This window comes from Proteus columbae (genome assembly GCF_009914335.1).
In the GTDB taxonomy this organism is placed as follows: Bacteria; Pseudomonadota; Gammaproteobacteria; order Enterobacterales; family Enterobacteriaceae; genus Proteus.
Map to the genome: position 1 here is coordinate 1,810,793 of NZ_CP043925.1, position 20,975 is coordinate 1,831,767.

Sequence of the window (20,975 nt, forward strand, 5' to 3'; positions counted from 1 at the left end):
TTGAGCGTAATAGGTAAAATACTCACAATAAGCTTTAATACCTATTGTGAGCCAGATTTTAGTACGATGTTCTACTTTTTATCTACAACTTCAATCAGTGTATATTTCACACTTGATGCATCTGCTGGTGGGTTAGGAATATCTGTAACATTAACTTTTAATGTGTATTCAGTGCCTGCTTTATATTCAAAACCGTCAATATTTTGATAGAACAGGGACCATTCTCCAGAAGGCAGCTCTTTCACCTTCATACACTTCATTGGCGCGACACCCACACAATCATACAGTTGTGAGTCCACTAGAAGCGTTTTTGTTGTTCCCGTAGATGATGTTGTATTTGCACTTTCAGTTGAAGTTGCATCATTGCATCCAGCCAAAAGCAAAAATAAAGGAATAGCGATAAATTTTTTCATATTGATGACCTTATTTTTAGGGTGCAACAAATGCATTAAAGAATATTTAGTATACACCAGTTAGATAGTTATTATAAATTACAGTAGGTAACTTTTTTCCTGAAAATAAAATAAGTTACCTGCTGTTGTTCTAAGTATTAATATACTAACGCAACTATCAGTATTTAATTTAGTGTAATAATCCTAAAGTAATAAAGATAATTAGATATTTTAGATAAATGAAACAAAAATAGTGCTGATATACAGTTAACTAGAAAAAAAGTATAGAATAATGGTTCAAAACATAGCGTTATAAAATGAAGGTAGATTAATCATATTTGACAGTTGAGTATTTAATTCAAGTATTACTTTTAAAGTAAAAGTTATGGAGGAAGCTAAGTGAAAACAATTAATAACTCTGTTATACAAGATTCAGATGCTATTTATACAGCACAACTTAATGGGCATGGAGGAGCAGCAGAAATCACGGCCGAGACGGTTGCAACAAATGAAAATCCATATTGGGTGCACTTAGATTACCGCAAGCCACAAAGTGCTCAATGGATACAAGAGACAGAATTACTTCCACCTATTGCTAAAGATATATTACTTGCAGAGAACGTCAGACCAAAAGCACAACGCATTGGTGAAGGTATCGTCATCAATTTGCAAACAATTAATAATAATCCTAATGATCGGCCCGATGAGCTTGTCGCTTTTAGAATTTATATTAACAGCCAAACAATTGTTTCAAGTCGCCACCGCCGAGTCAATTCTGTAGATTCTGTTATTCATACATTAGAACTTGGTAATGGTCCTGAAAATAGCGGTGATTGGCTAATTACAATGGCTGATGCAGTGACTGATGAAATAGGCGAATTTGTTGAGACGCTTCATGACCAATTAATTGAATTGGAAGATATGATCCTCGATCAACAAATACCAGCAAGAGGTGAACTTGCATTATTAAGAAAGCAGTTAATTGTTTTACGTCGTTATATGGCACCTCAACGAGATGTATTTTCAAGACTCTCTATTGAAAAATTACCGTGGATGAGTGATAGCGATAGAGTCACGATGTTAGAAATCTCAGAAAGACTTTCTCGACGTTTAGAAGATTTGGACAGTAGTATTTCCCGTACTGCGGTGATTGCAGATGAAATAACATCAATGATGGCAGATGCGATGAATAGACGTACTTATACTATGTCTCTAATGGCGATGTTATTTTTACCCACAACGTTTCTAACAGGGCTATTTGGTGTCAATTTAGGTGGCATACCTGGAAATGAATTTCCTTATGGTTTTACCATTTTTTGTTTATCTCTCTTTGTTTTGATTGTGATTGTTACTTGGTGGTTAAAGCGTAGTAGATGGTTGTAAAATTTCAGCAAATTAATCGTAACTAAATGGATTTAAAAAAGAATTCTCTAACCCTGTTTGAGATATATCAATTTTTTAAAATAGAACATCTGGCATTATAACTCTCGCAGGTGAATACAACGTTGAGCGATGAACGTTGTGCTCCATAATTGTAGTTTTTCTCATATTGAGTTCTTAATACAGAATAATTGACCATTATTACACCGATGTTTATTAACATCGGTTTTTTTTTGCTTAAATTTATTATTGGCGATTATTTAGTCATAAAAATCCTAAGCCCTGAATGCAAGGCTTAGGAGGGAGTGCATTATTTCACTTCAACAATATCGAGTTTGTTTTTGCTAAAGTCAGGGCGTTCATCATCTTCTTCTTGGAACATCACTGGAATGGCTGGAATATCGTCTTTATCAAAAGCTAAGTCGCCACCATTAATGACTTCATCACCATGCTTGATATTCACAAAATCAAATAATTGAGTATCACATAAGTGTGATGGGACAATATTTTGTGTTGCTCTAAACATGGTTTCAATACGACCAGGGTAACGCTTGTCCCAATCTCTTAGCATCTCTTTAATAACCTGACGTTGGAGGTTCGGTTGTGAGCCACAAAGATTGCAAGGGATAATTGGAAACTGCTTTGCTTGTGCAAAACGCTCAATATCTTTTTCACGAGCGTAAGCAAGAGGGCGAATAACGATTTGTTTGCCATCGTCACTCATTAATTTAGGTGGCATACCTTTAAGTTTTCCACCATAAAACATATTTAAGAATAATGTTTCTAAAATATCATCACGATGGTGGCCTAAAGCAATTTTAGTTGCACCAAGTTCTGTCGCTGTGCGATATAAAATACCACGACGTAAACGTGAGCATAAAGAGCAGGTTGTTTTACCTTCAGGAATAATATCTTTAACGATCCCATAGGTATTCTCTTCAACAATTTTATATTCCACACCAAGTTCATTTAAATACTCAGGTAAAATATGCTCAGGGAATCCGGGTTGTTTTTGGTCTAAATTGACTGCAACAAGTGAAAAATTAATTGGCGCACTTTTTTGCAGATTCATTAAGATAGAAAGTAGCGTGTAGCTATCTTTACCACCAGAGAGGCAGACCATGATTTTGTCGCCGTCTTCAATCATATTAAAGTCAGCGATAGCTTGCCCAACATCACGGCGTAAGCGTTTTTGTAGTTTGTTGAAATTATACTGCTCTTTTGGGATGCTCATTTTTTACGGTTCTATATCGTTGCTGATTATTCTGTAACTTGCTAACCAAGGCTTTGTTCTTCGCTGGATTGATGCCTTAACAATATGATAAATATATAAAATATCTTATAGGGTCAAGTAATAAGTTGTGTGAAAAACAAAGTTATTTATGGCAAGAAAATTGATAAGTCGTCAATGATACCAGATGGTAGGGTGGTTTCGATATAGATAACTACAGTTAAGCGATTTCAAGGCGGTAAAAAGTAAGAAGTAATAGCCTTATATAAACTGAATAAGGCTATAAACTTTTTGTATCACGTGGTGATTATTAATAGGTATAGACTTTAATAAGGTATCGTTGGTAGTTCACGTAAAATAGAGTTTTTTCTACGTTCAGCAGTCAATTGTGACAATTCATTATCAGAGACAAAAATTAAGGCATCTTGAGGACAAAACTCAACACAAGCAGGGCCTTGTTCTCTATGATTACATAAATCACATTTAACGATATCAATTTGAAATTGTTGACCAAGATCTAAACAATAAGTAGGTACCGAATGCGCCTTTTTCTCAAGTTCAATGGCGCCAAATGGGCAAGCTAAAAGACAAGCTCTACATCCAATGCAATTTTCAGGGTGTGTTTCGACAAAATTTTCACCACGCACTAATGCTTTTGTCTGACAAGCTTGGGCACAGGGTGCATCTTCACATTGATGGCAAACAGAAGCTGTAAATTGATGCATTAATTTAATAATGCGGATCCTTGGATGAAAATTCTTTTTATTGAGAAAATCATTTCCATCCTTTTCTGATGTATGACCGACTGAACAAACAACTTCACATGTTTTACAGCCAATACATTTTTTAGAGTCAATAACAATTTGGCTATTCATCTCAATACCTATTTATAGGGTTATATAACTTATAATATAATGTTTGATGATTTATTTTAGTAATATTAATCAAGATTATCTCTAATAAATAAGGTCAAATAATAACAACTAAATAAAAAAGGGGTTTTTAAACTTAAAATCAAATGAGAATGAATAGTATTTAATAAAATGATAGGAATAAGACTTTATAATATACGTAAATAATCGTAGATGAAAAAACGGCAATCTTATTTCGATTGCCATTTCTTTAATGGATATCTGTTATTAAAAACTATGATGATAATGTTGCTAATTTAGTTGCGAATCCCATAAAGAAAAGCCCGATAACACCATTACCCAGTTTTGCGATATTTTTACGTGAGCCAAAGAAACGAGCAAGGGCTACACCACCAAATATTAGAAAAGAGAGATAGATAAAACTAAACGCTTCAAGCATGGAAGCGAGAATTAAATAAGATAATCCGGTATGTGCATAATTAAAATCGATAAACTGAACAAAAAATGAAATATAAAATAGGATCGCCTTAGGATTGGTCATACTTAATGTAAGCGCTTTTCTGAAAACGTGTTTCTGTACCGTTGTTGTTTGTTCTGAATGTACTTTTTTGGAGAAAAAAGTCGCATGGATAATCTTTATTCCTAAATACAGGAGATAAAAAGCACCTAAAAAACGGACAATAGTAAAGAGTACTGGAGAGGCTTTTATAACAGATGCGACACCAATAAAGGCGAGAAAAATCAAAATGGCATCACCTAAAAAGACACCAAATGCAGCACGATAACCATCACTGACGCCACCTGATGCGCTTGTTTTTAGCACATAGAGTGTATTAGGGCCAGGAACGAGGATAATAAAAAACATGCCTGCGAGGTATGTCCAGATATTGAGTACACCAAATTGTTCAAGCCACACGTTAACCCCCAATCCTACTTTCTCTGTATTACTTAATGAATTGCTATTATATAAAGAGAATCCGCATTATTTAAATGCATATTTTCACTCATATAGAAGATAAATGTTTGATGCTTACTGCTTTCTGTTTGAAACAGCACTCTGTTATCACTTCAATGGATTACACTCTATTGTTAGCATTTAAAAAAGATGCCATTTTCTTATGTAAAGAGAGTAGATCTCTTAAGTTAACTCGATTATATTTATCTGTGTTTTTATACAGTATTTTGTATTGATCAATTACGGTAAGGGAAATGTGATGTTAAAAGTAATTGCTGAAGATTTTATTAAAACAGAAGCGATAGAAATTGTTTTACCTCTTTATCGCGAACTTGTTGAGGCGACTAAGAAAGAGCCTCTGTGTATTAGCTACAATTTATATGTTGATGAGAAAGATCCTGGTCACTTTGTCTTTATTGAACAATGGCCAGATCATACTGCGCTTGATGTGCATTGTGCTAGTGAACATTTTCAGCGATTAGTCCCTATGATTAATGCATATAAAAAAGCTGAGCCTAAATTTTTACTTATGGCGGATGCTTTTGATGAAAAATAAAGTAATAAAACTAGACTCATTTATAATGGGTACACTAAATAATAAGAAGTAAGGCAAGAGAGAAGGTGATGTTAGCGAAGTATATATCTCAAATTGTAAACCAAGAAGATAGCTATCAAATTTTAAGTACTCAGAATTTTTTGGATAACTTAACAGAAATAACCAGGGCAACTCATACTTGGTTATTTTCTGATGGTGTCATCTTGAAATGCACAGAAGAGATAGAAACAGAACACTATGATAATGACGCTCAATGTCCAGAACATTGGATAACTTGGGAAATTGTAGAGTCGAATAACAAACCGATTTCTCCTTGTAGAAAAGAATTTTTTAATTTATGCCAGCAAAGTTTTTGGTTAAAAATGCAACTTGCTAATAATGTATGATTAGTCGTATAAAAAAGCTACTTTATAAATGGCTTTTTTATACCTATTAAAATTAATAAAATAATTTATTTTAAATACCACTTTAAGCTTTTAATTAAATATTAATCAATGCTCCAGAGGTTAAAGTAAATTAATTTCACTTAGCGAGTGTTTTTTATTTTTGTTATCTCTAAAAATAGAATATCAATCGTGGTTTAAATCATATTTAAACTGCGATTGAAGTTAATGATAAATCAAAATTAGTCTTTTTCATAACGTTATGATCTTAATATTCCATTAATAATAGCAAAAAATAAGGTAAGTTTATTGTTGAGGCGAATGGTGTTTTAATTGTAGCTCTAATCATAAGATTTTCTTTATAAAATATTATAAATAACGTATTATTTATCAATAATTTTTATTGAGTATTGCACTCAATTTAATAAGAGAGCTAAATTCTAATTTAGTTCCATTTGTCTATCCTTTTTTATATAGAGAATAAAGATGAGTCGTAATTTATTTCTTTCTACTTCACTGTTAGCTATTTCTACACTTTCTTTTAATGCACAAGCAGCATTAGATAATACTTTATCCGTAGGTTATGCTCAGAGCTCAATTAAAGTGGGTGATTATAAAATCGATGATAAACCTAAAGGAATTAACTTTAAATACAATCACGAGTTTGATAATGATTGGGGTTTTATTGGATCACTGACGTACACAAAATTGACTTATAATTATTATAGCCGCTGGGGAAAAATTGGTTCAACTGAAATTGATTATGTTTCATTAACGGCTGGGCCTAGCTATCGTTTTAATGATTACTTTAGTGCATATGGTTTAATTGGGCTTGGTCACGTTAGCCAAGAAGATAAATATTATTATGTTAATGACGAATACAGCAAAACGTCTATGGCTTATGGGGTAGGCTTACAAATTAATCCAATCCCAAACGTAGCAATTGATGCATCTTATGAATATTCTAAATTAGATAATGCAAAATTTGGTACTTGGGTATTAGGTGTTGGTTACCGCTTCTAATTTTAAGCTAATAAATAATTTTTTAAAAGGTCACGTTATGTGGCCTTTTTGTGAATACAAATGTAAATGCATCACTATATGTAGGATATTAACTTATCAAAACTCATTTAATATACACTAAATGTGTGTTTTTTATTCGGGTCACTTGACTGTCAATAAAGGATCTTTAAGATGCCATATTTTATGGAGAGAGAATTATGTTAACTGTAATAAAAGCAGAATCTTCACACTATGATGAAATGATAGCAGTTTGGGAATCTTCAGTTAGAGCTACGCATACATTTCTATCTGAAGATATTATCTTCTCGCTTAAAAAAGATATTGTAGAACAGTATTTTCCTATGCTTAATACCTATATCGCGATAGACAATAATAATGTTATTCATGGGATCTTAGGCACAGCAGAAAATAAGTTAGAAATGCTTTTTGTCGATGCGAATTCTAGAGGGCATGGTTGTGGTAAATTACTTACAACTTTCGCGATAAATACATTGCATATTGATGAGTTAGATGTAAATGAGCAAAATCCTCAGGCAATTGGCTTTTATCTTTATATTGGATTTGAGCAAATAGGGCGTTCAGAATTAGATGGACAAGGCAATCCTTTTCCATTGTTACATTTAAGATTAAATAAAAATAAGTATAAATACTAAATAAAGGAATATTAAAGATAAAAAATAAGGAGAAAAGTGAAAGTTCTCTCTTTTTATCTTGTGCAAATAATAATTATTCACCCAAGTTTGATTTATATCGTGATAAACCTTCTGCTTTAATGAAATAATTTTTTCATAATTAAATAGATCTAACACAACATTGGAATAGTTATGAAAAAAGCCTTAATTGTTATTTTATCTTTATTTTTACTACCCGCTTGCTCTGAATCAAGAGAAAATAAATTTATTGAATATTGTATGGATACATTAAGTGTCTATAGTAATGTGAGTAAAGATCAATGTTTGTGTTTTTATAATGAAGCAAGTAATAAATTTTCTTCAACTGAAATAGATAGAATGGTCAAATCACCACCAATAAAACAAGACAGTACACTTACAAGAGAGGGCACAATGTTTTTAACTATTGCTCATCCATCTAAATGCTTTGAGTAACAGATATTACGCGTAATAACTAATAAAGAATAAGTCGTAAATTAAGTTACTTATACTGAAGATCATCGCCTCTAAACGCAAATACCACAAAATTGATAAACCCATCGCTATAAATTGAATATATTATTACTGTTTTTATATACAGTTAGTTGTGGGTTTATCTTTATTGTGAATCGAGAGGAAATTATGTCAAAGCTTCGCTTATCTTACCCAAAACTCAGTCCTAAAGCTTATGCTGGCTTAATTCAATGTAAAACTGCACTAGAAGGTAGTTCACTGGATATAACGTTGATCGAGCTTGTTTATTTAAGAGTGTCTCAAATCAATGGCTGTGCTTTTTGTTTAGAGATGCACAATAATTCGTTGCGTAATCATGGTGTTGCTCAAAATAAGTTAGATGCACTAAATGGTTGGCAAGTGAGTGAACGTTTTACTGATAAAGAGCGAGCTGCATTGCTATGGGCAGAGGTGGTCAGTAATATTTCAGCAAAAAGTACGGATGATAATATTTATCAGCAGGTTAAAGCGTATTTTACAGATACAGAAATGAGTGATCTGACATTGGCAATTGGATTAATGAATGCCTTTAATCGTATCGCTGTGAGTTTGCGTCAGTAATTAGTATTATCTACGCAAATCATATGCCCCAAATAATGATCAAGAGAAAAGCGCGGATAGGGCGCTTTTGATTTTATTTGCTTAATTTTTACCAGAGGTATTGCATGAAAGGTAAATAAGCAAAAAATAAAGCAATGAGTATAAATAAGATACGAAATAACGTTTTTTTTGTTTTTATTGTGGCATAGAGCATGACGATAATAATAGCTACGCAGATATACCAGTAAAAGGCACCCAAGAAAGCTAAGGTAAAAATAGTATCAATAATAAAGTGACTTTCACTCATTTTATTTCTCTCTGAAATAAAAAATCACCTGCTAAAATATAAGCAGGTGAAGATTAAGTGATTATGATTTCCAAATAATATGGAACATAGGTTGTAATGGATCGCGACTAATCAGGACTCGACCAAAAATATCATCAATATCGGAATCATCATCTGGAGCAAGGCCAATAATCACTTCGCTAAAACGGGCTGATGTGACAGGTTGGCCAACAATAAATTGCCAATCATTACCTAATGGAACCACTTCAGCTGCGCCTCTTTCTTCAAATTGCAGGTTAAAGAGTAATTGGTCTGCAACATCTAAATTATCAGCTGCTTGAGCTAAAAATAGATCATAAGCTTGTTCTAAAGCATCGTCTTCACTGATTAAGGTTGGTTCATTCATGGTAATGCCTGTCTATTATTCCAATAATTATCGCGTTGTTTGTATAGCATTTTTGCTCATTTAGCAAAATATTCTATTGCCTATTTTTATTACCTTCTTGATTATAACAGAGGGCTAAAGAAATAGCAGATGCGCTCTAATACACGATTTAAGAAAGGGCGCTTTTCCCATTCGTCTAGTGTCAATTCTGTAGAGCGAGCAATATAATCATATTGCACAATGCTTAAATCACTTCCGAAGCCTTCATCATCAATGACAACAGTGATTTCAAAGTTTAACCATAAGCTACGCATATCAAGGTTAACTGAACCTACCATACTAAGTTGTCCATCAACCATCACGCTTTTTGTATGTAATAAACCATCTTCAAATTGGAATATTTTTACACCAGATTCCAGCATTTCTGTAAAGAATGAACGGCTTGCCCAACGTACTAGGAAAGAGTCATTACTGCGAGGAACAATAATACTCACATTAACACCTCGCATCGCCGCGGTTGAGATTGCATGGGCAAGATCATCGCTAGGTACAAAATAAGGTGTTGTGAGCACTAATTCTTTTCTTGCGGAATAAATGGCTGTAATTAAGGATTGTTGAATAAGCTCGTCAGGAAAGCCAGGGCCTGATGCGATAACTTGTGTTGTATGACCACTTTCTTGCTCACAAGGCATAATATTGTCATCAGGAGGAGGTGGTAAATGGCGTTCACCTGTTTCCATTTCCCAGTCAAAGGCATAAATCATCCCTAATGTGGTAGAAACGGGACCTTCCATTCTTACCATAATATCAATCCATTGACCGACACCGGAATCTTGTTTGAAATAACGAGGATCGACCATATTCATACTCCCTGTGTAGGAAATATAATTATCGATCAATACGATTTTTCGATGTTGACGCAAATCCATGCGGCGCAAGAAGAAACGGAATAAATTAACATGCAGTGATTCAACAAATTCAATACCCGCGGCTCTCATTGCGTCTGGACCTTTGGTACGAAAGAAGTTCCAGCTTCCAGCTGAGTCAACCATAACTCGACATTTTACACCGCGTTTAGCGGCTCTGATTAAGGCGTCGGTTACTTCATCGACTAAACCACCTGATTGCCAAATATAGAAGACCATTTCAATGTTATCACGAGCGTTATTAATATCGCGTGTAATTGAATTTAGTGAATCTTCACAGGTGGTTAAAAGTTCAATTTTGTTACCTTTAACACCTTTAATACCTTGGCGTTTAGCGGTTAATTGGAAAAGAGGAGTCGCAATATCGCTCGTACTTGTAGCAAAAATATGCTTACATTTCCTCAAGTCTTCAAGCCACGCAACAACAGAAGGCCACATCTGTTTAGCATGTTCAACGCGTCGTTTTCCTAGGTGTAATTCACCAAAAGCAAAATACGCAATAACCCCGACTAATGGCAGAATATAGATGATCAATAACCATGTCATTGTTGATGTAACTGGTCGTCGATGCATTAGGACACGAAATGTGACCCCCGCAATTAATAGCCAATAGAAGAAAAAGGTTAGCCAACTTAATACAGTATAAAATGTTGTCATAGTAGAGCTATTTTCCGTTGAAAATGAATTGCATGGATAAGCTGAAGGCAATTTACTAAAAATAGTTCATTATTTTTGTTATTTGCCGAATGTTGCTATTAAATCAGGATTATTATCTCTGTCAAATCTCTTTCTTAAGAGATAAGCATCAAATAAGCAATAAGATACAACTCTTTATTCATTTTTTCTTTGTGAGAAATGCTTAAATAATGGATGAAATTCAAGCAAATCATAAATCACCCCTTGGATCACAAAATGAACGTCTTATAATAGTCCACTTATTCGAAAAAATAGGTGCTGATAGCATGAGACACAGTAGGACTGAAGTAGCTCGTTGGCGGATGATGAGACAAGCTATACGTAAACGACGTCGATGGTTAGAAGGGCAATCTCGTCGTAATTTCCGAATTTATAAACTGCGTAAACTTGATACTTCTAGAAAACATAGAGCACTTTTATTTGTACAACACATAGAATGGAACTCATAATTTCACTTTTTAACAGTTAATATCAATCATTTTGTTAAACGTTATTGAATATGATTGCTATTTGCATTTAAACTAGGGGCATATTTTTTCTTTAGGTGAAATAAGATCAGTTATGCGTTGGAAGCTTTGGGTACTCATATCACTTTGTCTACATGCCTCACTTGTTGCGGCTGCGATGTTATATGTTGTCGAAGATAAGCCAGTTACACCTGAGCCTATCTCTATACAGATGTTGGCATTTGCAGCAGATGAGCCTGCAGGCGAACCAGAGCCTGTGGTTGAAGAAGTCACTCCTCCAGAACCTGAGCCAGTTGTTGAGCCAGAACCCGAGCCAGAACCTATTCCTGATGTAAAACCTATTATCGAAAAACCAATAGAGAAAAAACCAGAACCAAAACCTAAGCCTAAACCTAAACCTGTGGATAAACCGAAACCGCCTGTTGAGCGACCACAACCTTTAGTTGTTAATAAAGGTAATGATCTCAAAAATCTTAACCCGACGGCAAAGCCAAGTGATAAAGGCGATGAAAAACCGGTTGCAGTGGCAAGCAGTGGTGAAGGCAAAGTACCCAATGCAGTACGCCAAGGTTTACCTGAATATCCTCAGAGAGCAAAAGCCGTGGGTATTGAAGGATCTATAAAAGTACGTTTTGATGTTGATGCTGATGGGCGAGTAGATAATGTAGAAATACTTTCTGCTGATCCTAAGAATGTATTTGAAAGAGATGTTAAAAGAGCGATGCGTCAATGGCGTTATGAAAAAATTCCTTATAAAGGAAAAGTGGTTCTCATTGAGTTCAAAATGACAGGGGTATCAGCAAGCTAATTTTTATAAAGTTAGCCGTTAAACAAAGCGATATCACTATTTGATACCAGATAAATAAAAGGCACTTTAATAAGTGCCTTTTTTAGTATTCAATTTTTAATGCTTTCACGCTATTAGCGTCGTAATCGAATTGTCGTAATGGCGTTTTATTCCATAGTACTTGTTAGCGTGAAGTGAGCTTTACCCTCAGGTAAGCGACGAGCAGAATTGTTCTCGTCAACGGCAACGTAGGTAAACACAGCCTCTGTTGCACGATAGCGTTGGCCGACAGGTTCTGTGGCGACTTTTTTAACCCATACTTCAATATTAACAGTAATTGAAGAGTTACCTGTTTTTAAGCAACGCGCATAGCAACAAACGACATCACCAACAGCAACAGGTTTAAGAAAGGTAATGCCTGTTACACTTACAGTAACGACACGACCTAACGCAATTTCTTTTGCTAAAATTGCACCACCGATGTCCATTTGAGACATTAACCAGCCACCGAAAATATCACCATTAGCGTTAGTATCAGCAGGCATGGCAAGGGTGCGTAAAACGAGCTCACCATTAGGCAAAGATTGTTGTTCAGTCATGGAAATAAAGTATCTGTAAAATAATGTTGAAACCAAGGAGATATTTACTCGTATATATCAAGTTTACTCCTCATACTTCAAGTTGTAGCGTTGTTGACTTCGTTCATTCGCACTAGTCACATACTTTTGTATGCTCCTAGCGTCTCATTCACTTGTCGCCTAGCTACACCTCGAATTATCTAGAGTAAGGGGCTCGTCATACTTCAAGCCGTAGCGTTGTTGGCTGCATCTTAAATTATTTAGAGTATCTACAGGCTATACTCTAATAGCTACAACTTAAATTATTTAGAGCACATATCTCCCAATAAAATAAAAATAATTATTCAGATTTTGAATGGGCATCGTGTGATGTCGATTTAGATGCTTGCTTTGTCATATTATCTGATAATTCGTGTTCACTATTTTCTGTAGCTTCATTTTCAGTTTGTTCTTCTGGTAAACGGTTATTCCAGATATAAACCACACTGGCGATAGTAAAGATAAAGGTTAAAATAGTTAAGCCAAAGACTTTAAAATTAACCCAAGTCTCTTCTGCCAAAGAAAATGCCACATAAATATTACCAAGAGCACAAGCAAAAAAGAAAACCACCCATGCAATATTGAGTTTCTTCCAATTTGCAGGCGGCATAGCGAGCTCTTTGCCTAACATTCTTTCCATTAACGTTTTTGGCGTAAATAACTGCATACCAATTAAAACGATAGCAAAAATGGCATAAATAGCCGTCACTTTCCATTTAATAAAATCAGCAGAATGGAAAAATAGGGTTAATGAACCAAAAATAGTGACAACCACAGCGGTAATGAGCGGCGCTTTCTCTACTTTATGGAAAATAAGCCATGTTAAACCGACTGAGATCCACGTCGCGATAATTAATGCACCTGAAGCATAGAAAATATCTTGCCATTTATAGAAGATAAAAAAAACTAATAGTGGAGCAAAATCAAGTAATTGCTTAAGCCAGCCATTTTTCATAACAGATAGGAACCTATGGTAATTAAATTCATAAACTTGGCTATTCTAATGCAAAGCGATAGAAAATGGGTAAACAATTGCATATCTTTAACGACAGAGTGTTAATTTATACAAAAAATGCGAGTTTTGTCTGAAATAACTCAATGAAAAATCAATGTAATTGCATTTATGTAAAATTAAAACTCAAGCTTGAGTTATGAAAGAGGATTTAAATATTACACTAGTATATGATTCATTAACTCATCATTATCACCCGCCACTTTTTGATGAATGCATAAATAAAAAAGTATTTCTGATAAGAGGAAATCAATGAACGGAAAAAGAATAATAAAATGGATGCCAGGATTAGGCTTATTATTTAACTATAAGCGTGAATATTTTGGCTATGATTTAAAAGCAGGGCTTTCAGTGGCTGCCGTCGCACTACCTGTTGCCATTGCGTATACCGAATTATTAGGCATTAATGCTATTGTTGGATTATATGCCTGTATTTTCCCCATGATTATTTATGCATTATTTGGTACTTCTCGACAATTAATTACGGGGCCTGATGCAGCAACGTGTGCCGTTATTGCTGCGGTAGTCATTCCACTATCTGCTGGTGATGAAAATACTCGATGGCAACTTGCGATTATCATGACAGCGATGACGGGGTTTTGGTGTATTTTAGCCAGCCATTTTAGATTAGGGGCTTTTACTGATTTTCTTTCTCGCCCCATTCTTCAAGGGCTTTTAAATGGTGTTGCGATCACCATTATGGTTGGGCAAATTAGTAAAGTATTTGGTTTTGATACTTCCCCAGACCACTTAATTGAAAAACTCATTGAAGTCCCATTTCGATTAATGGATGCACATTTACCTACGTTATTGATGTCAGCGATAACACTCGCCTTATTATTGGGTATTCGCTATTTTCGGAGCCGATGGCCTGCGCCATTAATTGCCATGGTTGTGATGACTTATCTTAGCTGGCAATTTGATTTAGCAAGCTATGGTATTGCTATTGTGAATAAAGAGGCTGGAAATGTTGATCTATTTCTGCCAGTAGTCTCGATGAGTGGATTTCATCCTGGTGTATTACGAGAATTATTAGTTCCATCCATAAACTTGGCTGTCATTAGTTTTGTGAGTTTTATGATGACAGCCCGCAGTTTTGCCAGCAAAAATGGTTATGATGTCGATGCAGACCAAGAATTAAAAGCATTAGGTATTGCCAATATTGCCGCCGCATTGTCTCAAGGGTTCGCTGTAAGTGCGGCAAGTAGCCGTACAGCGGTCAATGACTCCGTTGGGGGGAAAACGCAGTTAGTTTCTATTATTGCCGCATTGATGATTTTGCTCGTGTTGTTATTTATGACCGATTTTCTTGCTTATATTCCACTGTCTTCGTTAGGGATAGTGTTGATAGTTTCTTCTTGGTCACTGCTTAGTATTCGTCATATTTGGTCTTATCGTAAGCGTAATAAACAAGCATTTACATTGGCATCATTTACATTATTAGCTGTGTTATTGACAGGTCTGATTAATGGTATTGGTTTTGCGGTTTTATTAGGTCTATTACAATTCTTACGTATTGTTTTTCGACCTAGCGATCAGTTGTTGGGTGTTGATGAACAAGGAATGGTTCATTCAATGAATAAGGATAATGGCATTGAGCCTATTGATGGTTTAATGATGTACCGTTTTAATTCACCACTGACTTATTTTAATGTGGGTTATTTTAAAAAACGAGTACTACAACTGGTTGATAGCGCACCTCAAAGACCGGCATGGTTAGCGGTAGATGCTGCTGTAAGCTTTACTTATGATGATGTCAGCGTATTTGCTGCCATTGATGAGCTAATAAGAGAATTACGAATAAAAGGCGTTAAATTGGTTCTAGCGGGGCGCAGAACGGAGTTAAATCGTTGGATAGAACGGAATAAAATTTCGCTCAATGAAGATGATTTGATTATTGCCCCAGATCTCTATTTTGTGATCCGCTTGTATCAAAGCCGACAGCAGATCAAAGAAAAACAGAAAGAAGCAAGAAAAGAGGCACTAAAACAAGACGCTGAAAATAATGATGAGAATACAGTAGATGCGCCAACAACGAGTCATACATCTACTCTCTAAGTGTACTGGTTAAACTTTATTGGTACATAATCAATAACAAAATCCCGTGATAAGTGATTAGCTTATACACGGGATTTTTTATAGGTAATGATAACGCTTTGAATAGATTAATGCTGTTGCGTTGTGTATTTGTTTTCAACCAACATAAACAAACGGAACAGATAAATAATCATCCAAGCCGAAGCCATATTTTTTAGGAAGTAGAATAAGAAGTTATGGATAACATCAGGTAGTTGAATTGTAAGATTACTCACAAAACCAATGCCGAACTGCAATAAGATCCAAATACCTAAAGCAGGGATCAGCGCAGCCGATTCACTAAATCCAACCTTCCAACCCAAACGTATTGCACTTCCCATATTTTGTTGACGTACTAAAACAACGGGGGCTAATGCAAAACCAATTAATAAAATGATGCCAGGAATAATCATCACCATAAAACCGGCGCTAATCAAAATAGAGCACAGTACAATCAATAGGAACATTTTAGGTAAGCGAGGTAGGGCTGCATTAAATGTTTGACCTAAGGTGACGTTATGACCTGTGGAAATTGCCATGGCGAACATCAATAAGGTTAGAACCAAGATGCTTTGCTGTAATGTTTCAAATGCATACAGTGATAACACTTTTTTGGCAATACCCACGACACTGTTTGACATTGCTTCTAACTCAGCAGGAGAGGCAGAAGAAAGCTGTGTATTTTTAAAATTAGCCACAAATTCAATCATCAATTGGTATTCTTGAGGATTAGGGCCAATGAAGACATGAATGAACGCTAAAATAATAGCAAGAATAGCGGAAAGAGTAACAATGCTACGTCGTTCATTCTTATAAAAATTAAGACTGTCTCGGTAGATTGTGCGTGCCGTGGTAGGCATGAAACTGCTCCTATAAAAATAGACTGTGTCAATGCGCGCTATTGTACCTTTTACAACAACAAAAAGGGATATTTTCTCTTACTTCTCTTATTTGGATTGTTTCTTGATGTTGATAATCAGAACACCCTCATCACCGAAAATAAAATAAACATTATATTAACACAATAATAACTTTATTTTTAAATATGTCTTTTAAGGATATTTTTTATTCAAAAAATAACAGTAATAATAAATTTAATTATAAGAAAAAATGGTATTAATGGGTAATTTGATGTGGATCAATTATAAATAATAGTATTGATAAATAATAAAAAGAGAAATAACACTTTCTGCAAAAATAATTTCAAAGTTGTGATCGGCATTAGATCATAATTATCAATAAATGGTTATATTTTTAGCGGAGATTTTACTTATTACAGGAATGGGTTAAATAATGAAAAAACTTTCTGCGCTTATTTTAGCGGCTGCAACTCTTGCGCCTTCTATTTCTTTTGCTCACCAAGCAGGTGATTTTTTATTCCGTGCGGGTACTGCAACAGTTCGTCCTAATGCGGGTTCTGATGCAATATTAGGTGGCGACCATTTTGAAGTAAATAATAATACCCAATTAGGTTTAACTTTCGGGTATATGATCACTGATAATATCGGGGTTGAGTTATTAGCAGCAACGCCTTTTGAACATAAAGTATCATTGACGGGTGTAGGTGAAATTGCAAAAGTTAAACATTTACCACCAACATTAATGGCACAATATTACTTCGGTAATGGTGAAGATAAATTACGTCCTTATTTAGGTGCAGGTCTTAACTTTACCACTTTCTTTGATGAGAAATTTAATAATAACCCTGCTGTAGATGGCTTAGGCTTAAATGGTCTTGATCTTAAGGATTCATGGGGCTTTGCGGCACAGGCAGGTTTAGATTATAACCTTGATAAAAACTGGATGTTGAATGCTTCTGTTTGGTGGATGAACATCGAAACAAAAGCAAGATTTAATAGCACTGTTGCGGACAAAGATTTTGACGTTAAAACACGTTTAGACCCATTTGTATTTATGTTTGGTGTGGGTTACCGTTTCTAATTATTCTTTCTTTAAAAGAATATCTCATAATGAAAAAGCGAAGATTACCTTCGCTTTTTTTATCTTTTTGATTTACTAAAAATCTTTCATTTCTAGATTATATACAGCTTCTTTTTTTATTATTAATACCTGAATTATGAGTTATTAAAAGCAACATTAAATAGGTAAATATACATCTGAAATAAGACATTTAGCATTTTAACATTCATTAAAGTGTATTTAATATACATCTTTTATTTATTGATATTATCAAAATAAAAAAGTGTAGTTTTATTTATTAAGAGTTGCTGGCATTTTAATAAGTAAAAGAGTGTATTTTATAGATGTATTTAAAATACATCTTTATATTTGGATTTAGTAAAACGGCTTTATCTATCAATAGATAGAAGAAAATAGAAAAAGAATAAAATGATATCAACAGAGGAGATATTCAGGATAATAAGGTGGTTAACTTATAATCTCAAAATGATTAGTAATATTTCTTATTTGTTCTTTTTATGAGCTAATTCTAGCGTGGAGTAAAAATAGACACTTTTTAGCTTATTTGTTTTTTTTTGCAAAAATTGATCTACTTTATGAAAGATTAAATGATTAAGACAAAAATCTTGGACAAAAAAAGACCACCGAAGTGGTCTAGAAAATTAGGGCTAAAGGAAGACGAGAATAAAAGCGGATCAGCGAATAACCATTGAGTTTATAACCCCTTTTACACCAGTTACTTTACGTGTTGTTTCAATGGCACGATTGGCATCTGCTTGAGAAGAGACGAAACCACTTAGTTGAACTTTACCTTTAAATGTTTCAACGCTGATTTGTGTTGAATTAAGATTTTTTTCACCAATTAGCGCTGTTTTCACTTTAGTGGTGATCACGGAGTCATCAAAATACCCCCCAGTACCCTCTGATGTTGCGGTTGGAGAACATGCAGATAAAGTTAATGCCATCAGTAATGCTGCCATAACAGCGGAGATTTTTGCCCATAGTTTCATCATCAAACTCCTTGTAATTACATTATTGATTGAGTATTTCCGAAAAGAAAATATAAAGTACCTTATAAAGTATGACCAAAAAATAAAATTTCGCCCAATTTTAGATAAAAAAATTATTTGATTAAGAATATGAACGAGGGAATGATAACGCGGTTTATCGCGGTTTCAGCAGTCAATGAGTGGGATTGAATAGATAATAAATTAAGAGTAATCCGCTTAGAAAAATAGCAAATTATTTCTCTAAAGCGGATCTCACTAAGCGTATTTAAAGCAATTAGGCGAGGGTAGCTGCCTTCATCTCTTTCACAAATGTCGTCAGTGCTTTTAACATCACATCGGGTTGATGAAGATTTTTCTCAATAATTTGAACCACTGCCGAGCCTGAAATTGCGCCTTTGGCACCATTGGCAATCGCTTCTTTAACTTGCTTAGGCTCAGAAATGCCAAAACCTTGCAATGCGGGAGGGGCATTATAGGTTTTTAGTTTGTCAGTAAGATGTGTTAGCGATTGTTCTGCTCGTTTATCTGTACCCGTTACACCTGCTCTTGATAATAAATAGGTATAGCCTTTACCTGATGCTGCCAACTCTTGTAAAAGTTCATCATCAGCATTAGGTGGACAAATAAAAATAGGACTGATATTTGCGCGTTGTGCTGCTTCACGGAACTCTTTTGATTCACGTAAAGGTACATCACCAATCAAGACAGAATCCACGCCTGCTTGCTCACATTTACTATAAAAATTATCAATGCCATTACTAAAAACAAGGTTGGCATAAACTAATAGGCCAATAGGAATATTAGGATGTTTTGCACGAATTTTAGTTAAGAGCGCAAAGCAATCTGTTGGCGTTACACCGACATTAAGCGCACGTAAATTAGCCCCTTGGATTGTAGGACCATCTGCAAGAGGATCGGAGAAGGGAATACCAATCTCTAATGCATCTGCGCCACCTTCAATTAACGCATCAATAATTTGTAATGACAGCTCAGGAGAAGGATCACCTAATGTGACAAAAGGAACGAATGCGCCTTGCTGTTTTTGTGCTAATGCTTCAAAGCATACTTGATAACGGCTCATTAGATTTCTCCTCTCGCTGCTAAAATATCGTTTACAGTAAAAATATCTTTATCACCACGGCCTGATAAGTTCACAATTAATAGCTGCTCTTTGTCAGGATTTTGTGCAATTAATTTCAGTGCATAAGCCAATGCATGAGAAGATTCTAAGGCTGGAATAATCCCTTCACGGCGAGAAAGTGCTTTAAATGCTTCTATGGCTTCATCATCAGTAACAGAAACATAATCAGCACGACCAATGCTATTTAAGTGTGCGTGTTGAGGCCCGACAGATGGGAAATCAAGACCTGCTGAAATTGAATATGACTCTTCAATTTGTCCTTCATCAGTCTGCATAATTGGGGACTTCATACCAAAATAGATCCCTAATTTTCCATGCTTCAGTGGTGCGCCGTGTTCACCCGTTTCAATACCTTTACCCGCAGGTTCAACACCAATTAGTTGCACCGAAGTTTCTGGGATAAAGGATGCAAATAAACCGATAGCATTAGAACCACCGCCAATACAAGCGATAGCAGCATCAGGTAGACGACCTTCACGCTCTAGAATTTGTGCTTTGGCTTCATCACCAATCATGCGTTGAAACTCACGGACAATGGTTGGATAAGGATGAGGGCCTGCCGCCGTTCCTAATAAGTAATGTGCGCGATCGTAACAACCAGACCAGTCACGTAATGCCTCATTACACGCATCTTTTAAGGTAGATGAACCACTGTGAACGGGGATCACTTCGGCACCCATTAAGCGCATACGAAATACGTTAGGCGATTGACGTTCGACGTCTTTAGCCCCCATATAGATACGACATTTCATATTAAGTAGTGCGCAGGCTAAAGCTGTTGCAACACCGTGTTGACCCGCACCTGTTTCTGCAATAATTTCGGTTTTACCCATACGTTTTGCTAACAAGGCTTGACCTAATACTTGGTTAGTTTTATGGGCGCCACCATGCAGTAAATCTTCACGCTTTAGATATAAACGAGTTCGCGTGCCTTCTGTTAAATTACGACAAAGGGTTAGTGCCGTTGGTCTGCCTGCATAATTTTTTAATAAATCTTGGAATTCTTGCTGAAAAGAGGGATCGTTTTGCGCATCAATAAAAGCTTGTTCGAGTTGATCCAATGCAGGAATTAAGATTTCAGGTACATATTGGCCACCAAATTCGCCAAAGTAGGGGTTAAGTTTTCTCATTGTGATGTCATCCTGTTTGAAATTTTA

22 protein-coding genes and 1 pseudogene are annotated in these 20,975 nt (G+C 35.2%); 11 read left to right on the forward strand and 12 right to left on the reverse strand.

Annotated features, from left to right (window positions below):
- Nucleotides 1-71: 71 nt before the first annotated feature.
- Complete coding sequence (locus F1325_RS08775; RefSeq protein WP_109372394.1) at nucleotides 72-413, reverse strand: DUF4377 domain-containing protein; 342 nt, start codon at nucleotides 411-413, stop codon at nucleotides 72-74.
- 378 nt (nucleotides 414-791) lie between these two features.
- Between F1325_RS08775 and zntB the strand changes: the two genes are divergently transcribed.
- Entirely contained in the window at nucleotides 792-1,775 is a 984-nt protein-coding gene (zntB, locus tag F1325_RS08780; RefSeq protein WP_160230326.1) for a zinc transporter ZntB, read from the forward strand.
- A gap of 307 nt (nucleotides 1,776-2,082) precedes the next feature.
- On the opposite strand, the gene ttcA is transcribed toward zntB, so the two are convergent.
- The 3 genes from ttcA to leuE form a co-directional block, all read right to left on the reverse strand.
- On the reverse strand, nucleotides 2,083-3,006 hold the full coding sequence (ttcA, locus tag F1325_RS08785) for a tRNA 2-thiocytidine(32) synthetase TtcA (RefSeq protein WP_109372392.1): 924 nt from the start codon (nucleotides 3,004-3,006) through the stop codon (nucleotides 2,083-2,085).
- Nucleotides 3,007-3,329: 323 nt separating this feature from the next.
- On the reverse strand, nucleotides 3,330-3,878 hold the full coding sequence (locus tag F1325_RS08790; RefSeq protein WP_109372391.1) for a 4Fe-4S dicluster domain-containing protein: 549 nt from the start codon (nucleotides 3,876-3,878) through the stop codon (nucleotides 3,330-3,332).
- Between the two features lie 271 nt (nucleotides 3,879-4,149).
- Nucleotides 4,150-4,740, reverse strand: a complete 591-nt coding sequence (leuE, locus tag F1325_RS08795) for a leucine efflux protein LeuE (RefSeq protein ID WP_232799478.1) — start codon at nucleotides 4,738-4,740, stop codon at nucleotides 4,150-4,152.
- Nucleotides 4,741-5,089: 349 nt separating this feature from the next.
- On the opposite strand from leuE, the gene F1325_RS08800 reads away from it, so the two are divergent.
- The 6 genes from F1325_RS08800 (at nucleotide 5,090) to F1325_RS08825 (ending at nucleotide 8,516) form a co-directional block, all read left to right on the forward strand.
- Nucleotides 5,090-5,386 (forward strand): putative quinol monooxygenase, encoded by a 297-nt coding sequence (locus F1325_RS08800; protein WP_109372389.1) that lies wholly within the window; start codon nucleotides 5,090-5,092, stop codon nucleotides 5,384-5,386.
- Between the two features lie 68 nt (nucleotides 5,387-5,454).
- Nucleotides 5,455-5,772: a hypothetical protein gene (locus F1325_RS08805; RefSeq protein ID WP_109372388.1), complete on the forward strand. Its 318-nt coding sequence runs from the start codon at nucleotides 5,455-5,457 to the stop codon at nucleotides 5,770-5,772.
- 483 nt (nucleotides 5,773-6,255) lie between these two features.
- The gene (locus F1325_RS08810) at nucleotides 6,256-6,792 is read left to right on the forward strand and encodes an Ail/Lom family outer membrane beta-barrel protein (protein ID WP_109372387.1); all 537 of its coding nucleotides are present in this window, start codon (nucleotides 6,256-6,258) and stop codon (nucleotides 6,790-6,792) included.
- A 197-nt stretch (nucleotides 6,793-6,989) separates the two neighbouring features.
- On the forward strand, nucleotides 6,990-7,445 hold the full coding sequence (locus F1325_RS08815; protein ID WP_109372386.1) for a GNAT family N-acetyltransferase: 456 nt from the start codon (nucleotides 6,990-6,992) through the stop codon (nucleotides 7,443-7,445).
- Nucleotides 7,446-7,616: 171 nt separating this feature from the next.
- Nucleotides 7,617-7,898 carry a hypothetical protein gene (locus tag F1325_RS08820; RefSeq protein WP_109372385.1) on the forward strand — a complete coding sequence of 94 codons (282 nt, stop codon included), beginning with the start codon at nucleotides 7,617-7,619 and terminating at the stop codon, nucleotides 7,896-7,898.
- A 186-nt stretch (nucleotides 7,899-8,084) separates the two neighbouring features.
- Complete coding sequence (locus F1325_RS08825) at nucleotides 8,085-8,516, forward strand: carboxymuconolactone decarboxylase family protein (protein WP_109372384.1); 432 nt, start codon at nucleotides 8,085-8,087, stop codon at nucleotides 8,514-8,516.
- 347 nt (nucleotides 8,517-8,863) lie between these two features.
- Here F1325_RS08825 and F1325_RS08830 read toward each other — a convergent pair whose 3' ends face one another.
- Nucleotides 8,864-9,193, reverse strand: coding sequence for an HI1450 family dsDNA-mimic protein (locus tag F1325_RS08830; RefSeq protein WP_375165166.1), 330 nt, complete (start codon nucleotides 9,191-9,193; stop codon nucleotides 8,864-8,866).
- Between the two features lie 95 nt (nucleotides 9,194-9,288).
- Nucleotides 9,289-10,749 carry a cardiolipin synthase gene (gene cls / locus F1325_RS08835; protein ID WP_109372382.1) on the reverse strand — a complete coding sequence of 487 codons (1,461 nt, stop codon included), beginning with the start codon at nucleotides 10,747-10,749 and terminating at the stop codon, nucleotides 9,289-9,291.
- A gap of 305 nt (nucleotides 10,750-11,054) precedes the next feature.
- Here cls and F1325_RS08840 point away from each other — a divergent pair, with 305 nt between their 5' ends.
- Nucleotides 11,055-11,237, forward strand: a complete 183-nt coding sequence (locus F1325_RS08840) for a YciY family protein (protein WP_036913581.1) — start codon at nucleotides 11,055-11,057, stop codon at nucleotides 11,235-11,237.
- A gap of 112 nt (nucleotides 11,238-11,349) precedes the next feature.
- Entirely contained in the window at nucleotides 11,350-12,063 is a 714-nt protein-coding gene (gene tonB, locus F1325_RS08845) for a TonB system transport protein TonB (RefSeq protein WP_160230327.1), read from the forward strand.
- Between the two features lie 146 nt (nucleotides 12,064-12,209).
- Here tonB and yciA read toward each other — a convergent pair whose 3' ends face one another.
- Together yciA and F1325_RS08855 are read right to left on the reverse strand one after the other, a co-directional pair.
- Nucleotides 12,210-12,641, reverse strand: coding sequence for an acyl-CoA thioester hydrolase YciA (yciA, locus tag F1325_RS08850; protein ID WP_006536988.1), 432 nt, complete (start codon nucleotides 12,639-12,641; stop codon nucleotides 12,210-12,212).
- Between the two features lie 424 nt (nucleotides 12,642-13,065).
- Nucleotides 13,066-13,614: pseudogene (locus F1325_RS08855) on the reverse strand (septation protein A); the annotation flags it as partial.
- A gap of 309 nt (nucleotides 13,615-13,923) precedes the next feature.
- Here F1325_RS08855 and F1325_RS08860 point away from each other — a divergent pair.
- Entirely contained in the window at nucleotides 13,924-15,729 is a 1,806-nt protein-coding gene (locus F1325_RS08860) for a SulP family inorganic anion transporter (RefSeq protein WP_167392474.1), read from the forward strand.
- Between the two features lie 107 nt (nucleotides 15,730-15,836).
- Here the strand turns inward: F1325_RS08860 and F1325_RS08865 are convergent, their stop codons facing one another.
- Nucleotides 15,837-16,607 (reverse strand): YciC family protein, encoded by a 771-nt coding sequence (locus F1325_RS08865; protein WP_160230328.1) that lies wholly within the window; start codon nucleotides 16,605-16,607, stop codon nucleotides 15,837-15,839.
- A gap of 433 nt (nucleotides 16,608-17,040) precedes the next feature.
- Here F1325_RS08865 and ompW point away from each other — a divergent pair, with 433 nt between their 5' ends.
- Nucleotides 17,041-17,688, forward strand: coding sequence for an outer membrane protein OmpW (ompW, locus tag F1325_RS08870; RefSeq protein WP_109372377.1), 648 nt, complete (start codon nucleotides 17,041-17,043; stop codon nucleotides 17,686-17,688).
- A 674-nt stretch (nucleotides 17,689-18,362) separates the two neighbouring features.
- Here ompW and F1325_RS08875 read toward each other — a convergent pair.
- The 3 genes from F1325_RS08875 to trpB all read right to left on the reverse strand — a co-directional run bounded on the left by F1325_RS08875 (nucleotide 18,363) and on the right by trpB (nucleotide 20,948).
- Nucleotides 18,363-18,677 (reverse strand): BON domain-containing protein, encoded by a 315-nt coding sequence (locus F1325_RS08875; protein WP_109372376.1) that lies wholly within the window; start codon nucleotides 18,675-18,677, stop codon nucleotides 18,363-18,365.
- 274 nt (nucleotides 18,678-18,951) lie between these two features.
- Nucleotides 18,952-19,758, reverse strand: coding sequence for a tryptophan synthase subunit alpha (trpA, locus tag F1325_RS08880; protein WP_160230329.1), 807 nt, complete (start codon nucleotides 19,756-19,758; stop codon nucleotides 18,952-18,954).
- Nucleotides 19,758-20,948 carry a tryptophan synthase subunit beta gene (trpB, locus tag F1325_RS08885; RefSeq protein ID WP_036937130.1) on the reverse strand — a complete coding sequence of 397 codons (1,191 nt, stop codon included), beginning with the start codon at nucleotides 20,946-20,948 and terminating at the stop codon, nucleotides 19,758-19,760. The genes trpA and trpB overlap by 1 nt, the downstream gene beginning before the upstream one ends.
- Nucleotides 20,949-20,975 lie beyond the last annotated feature (27 nt).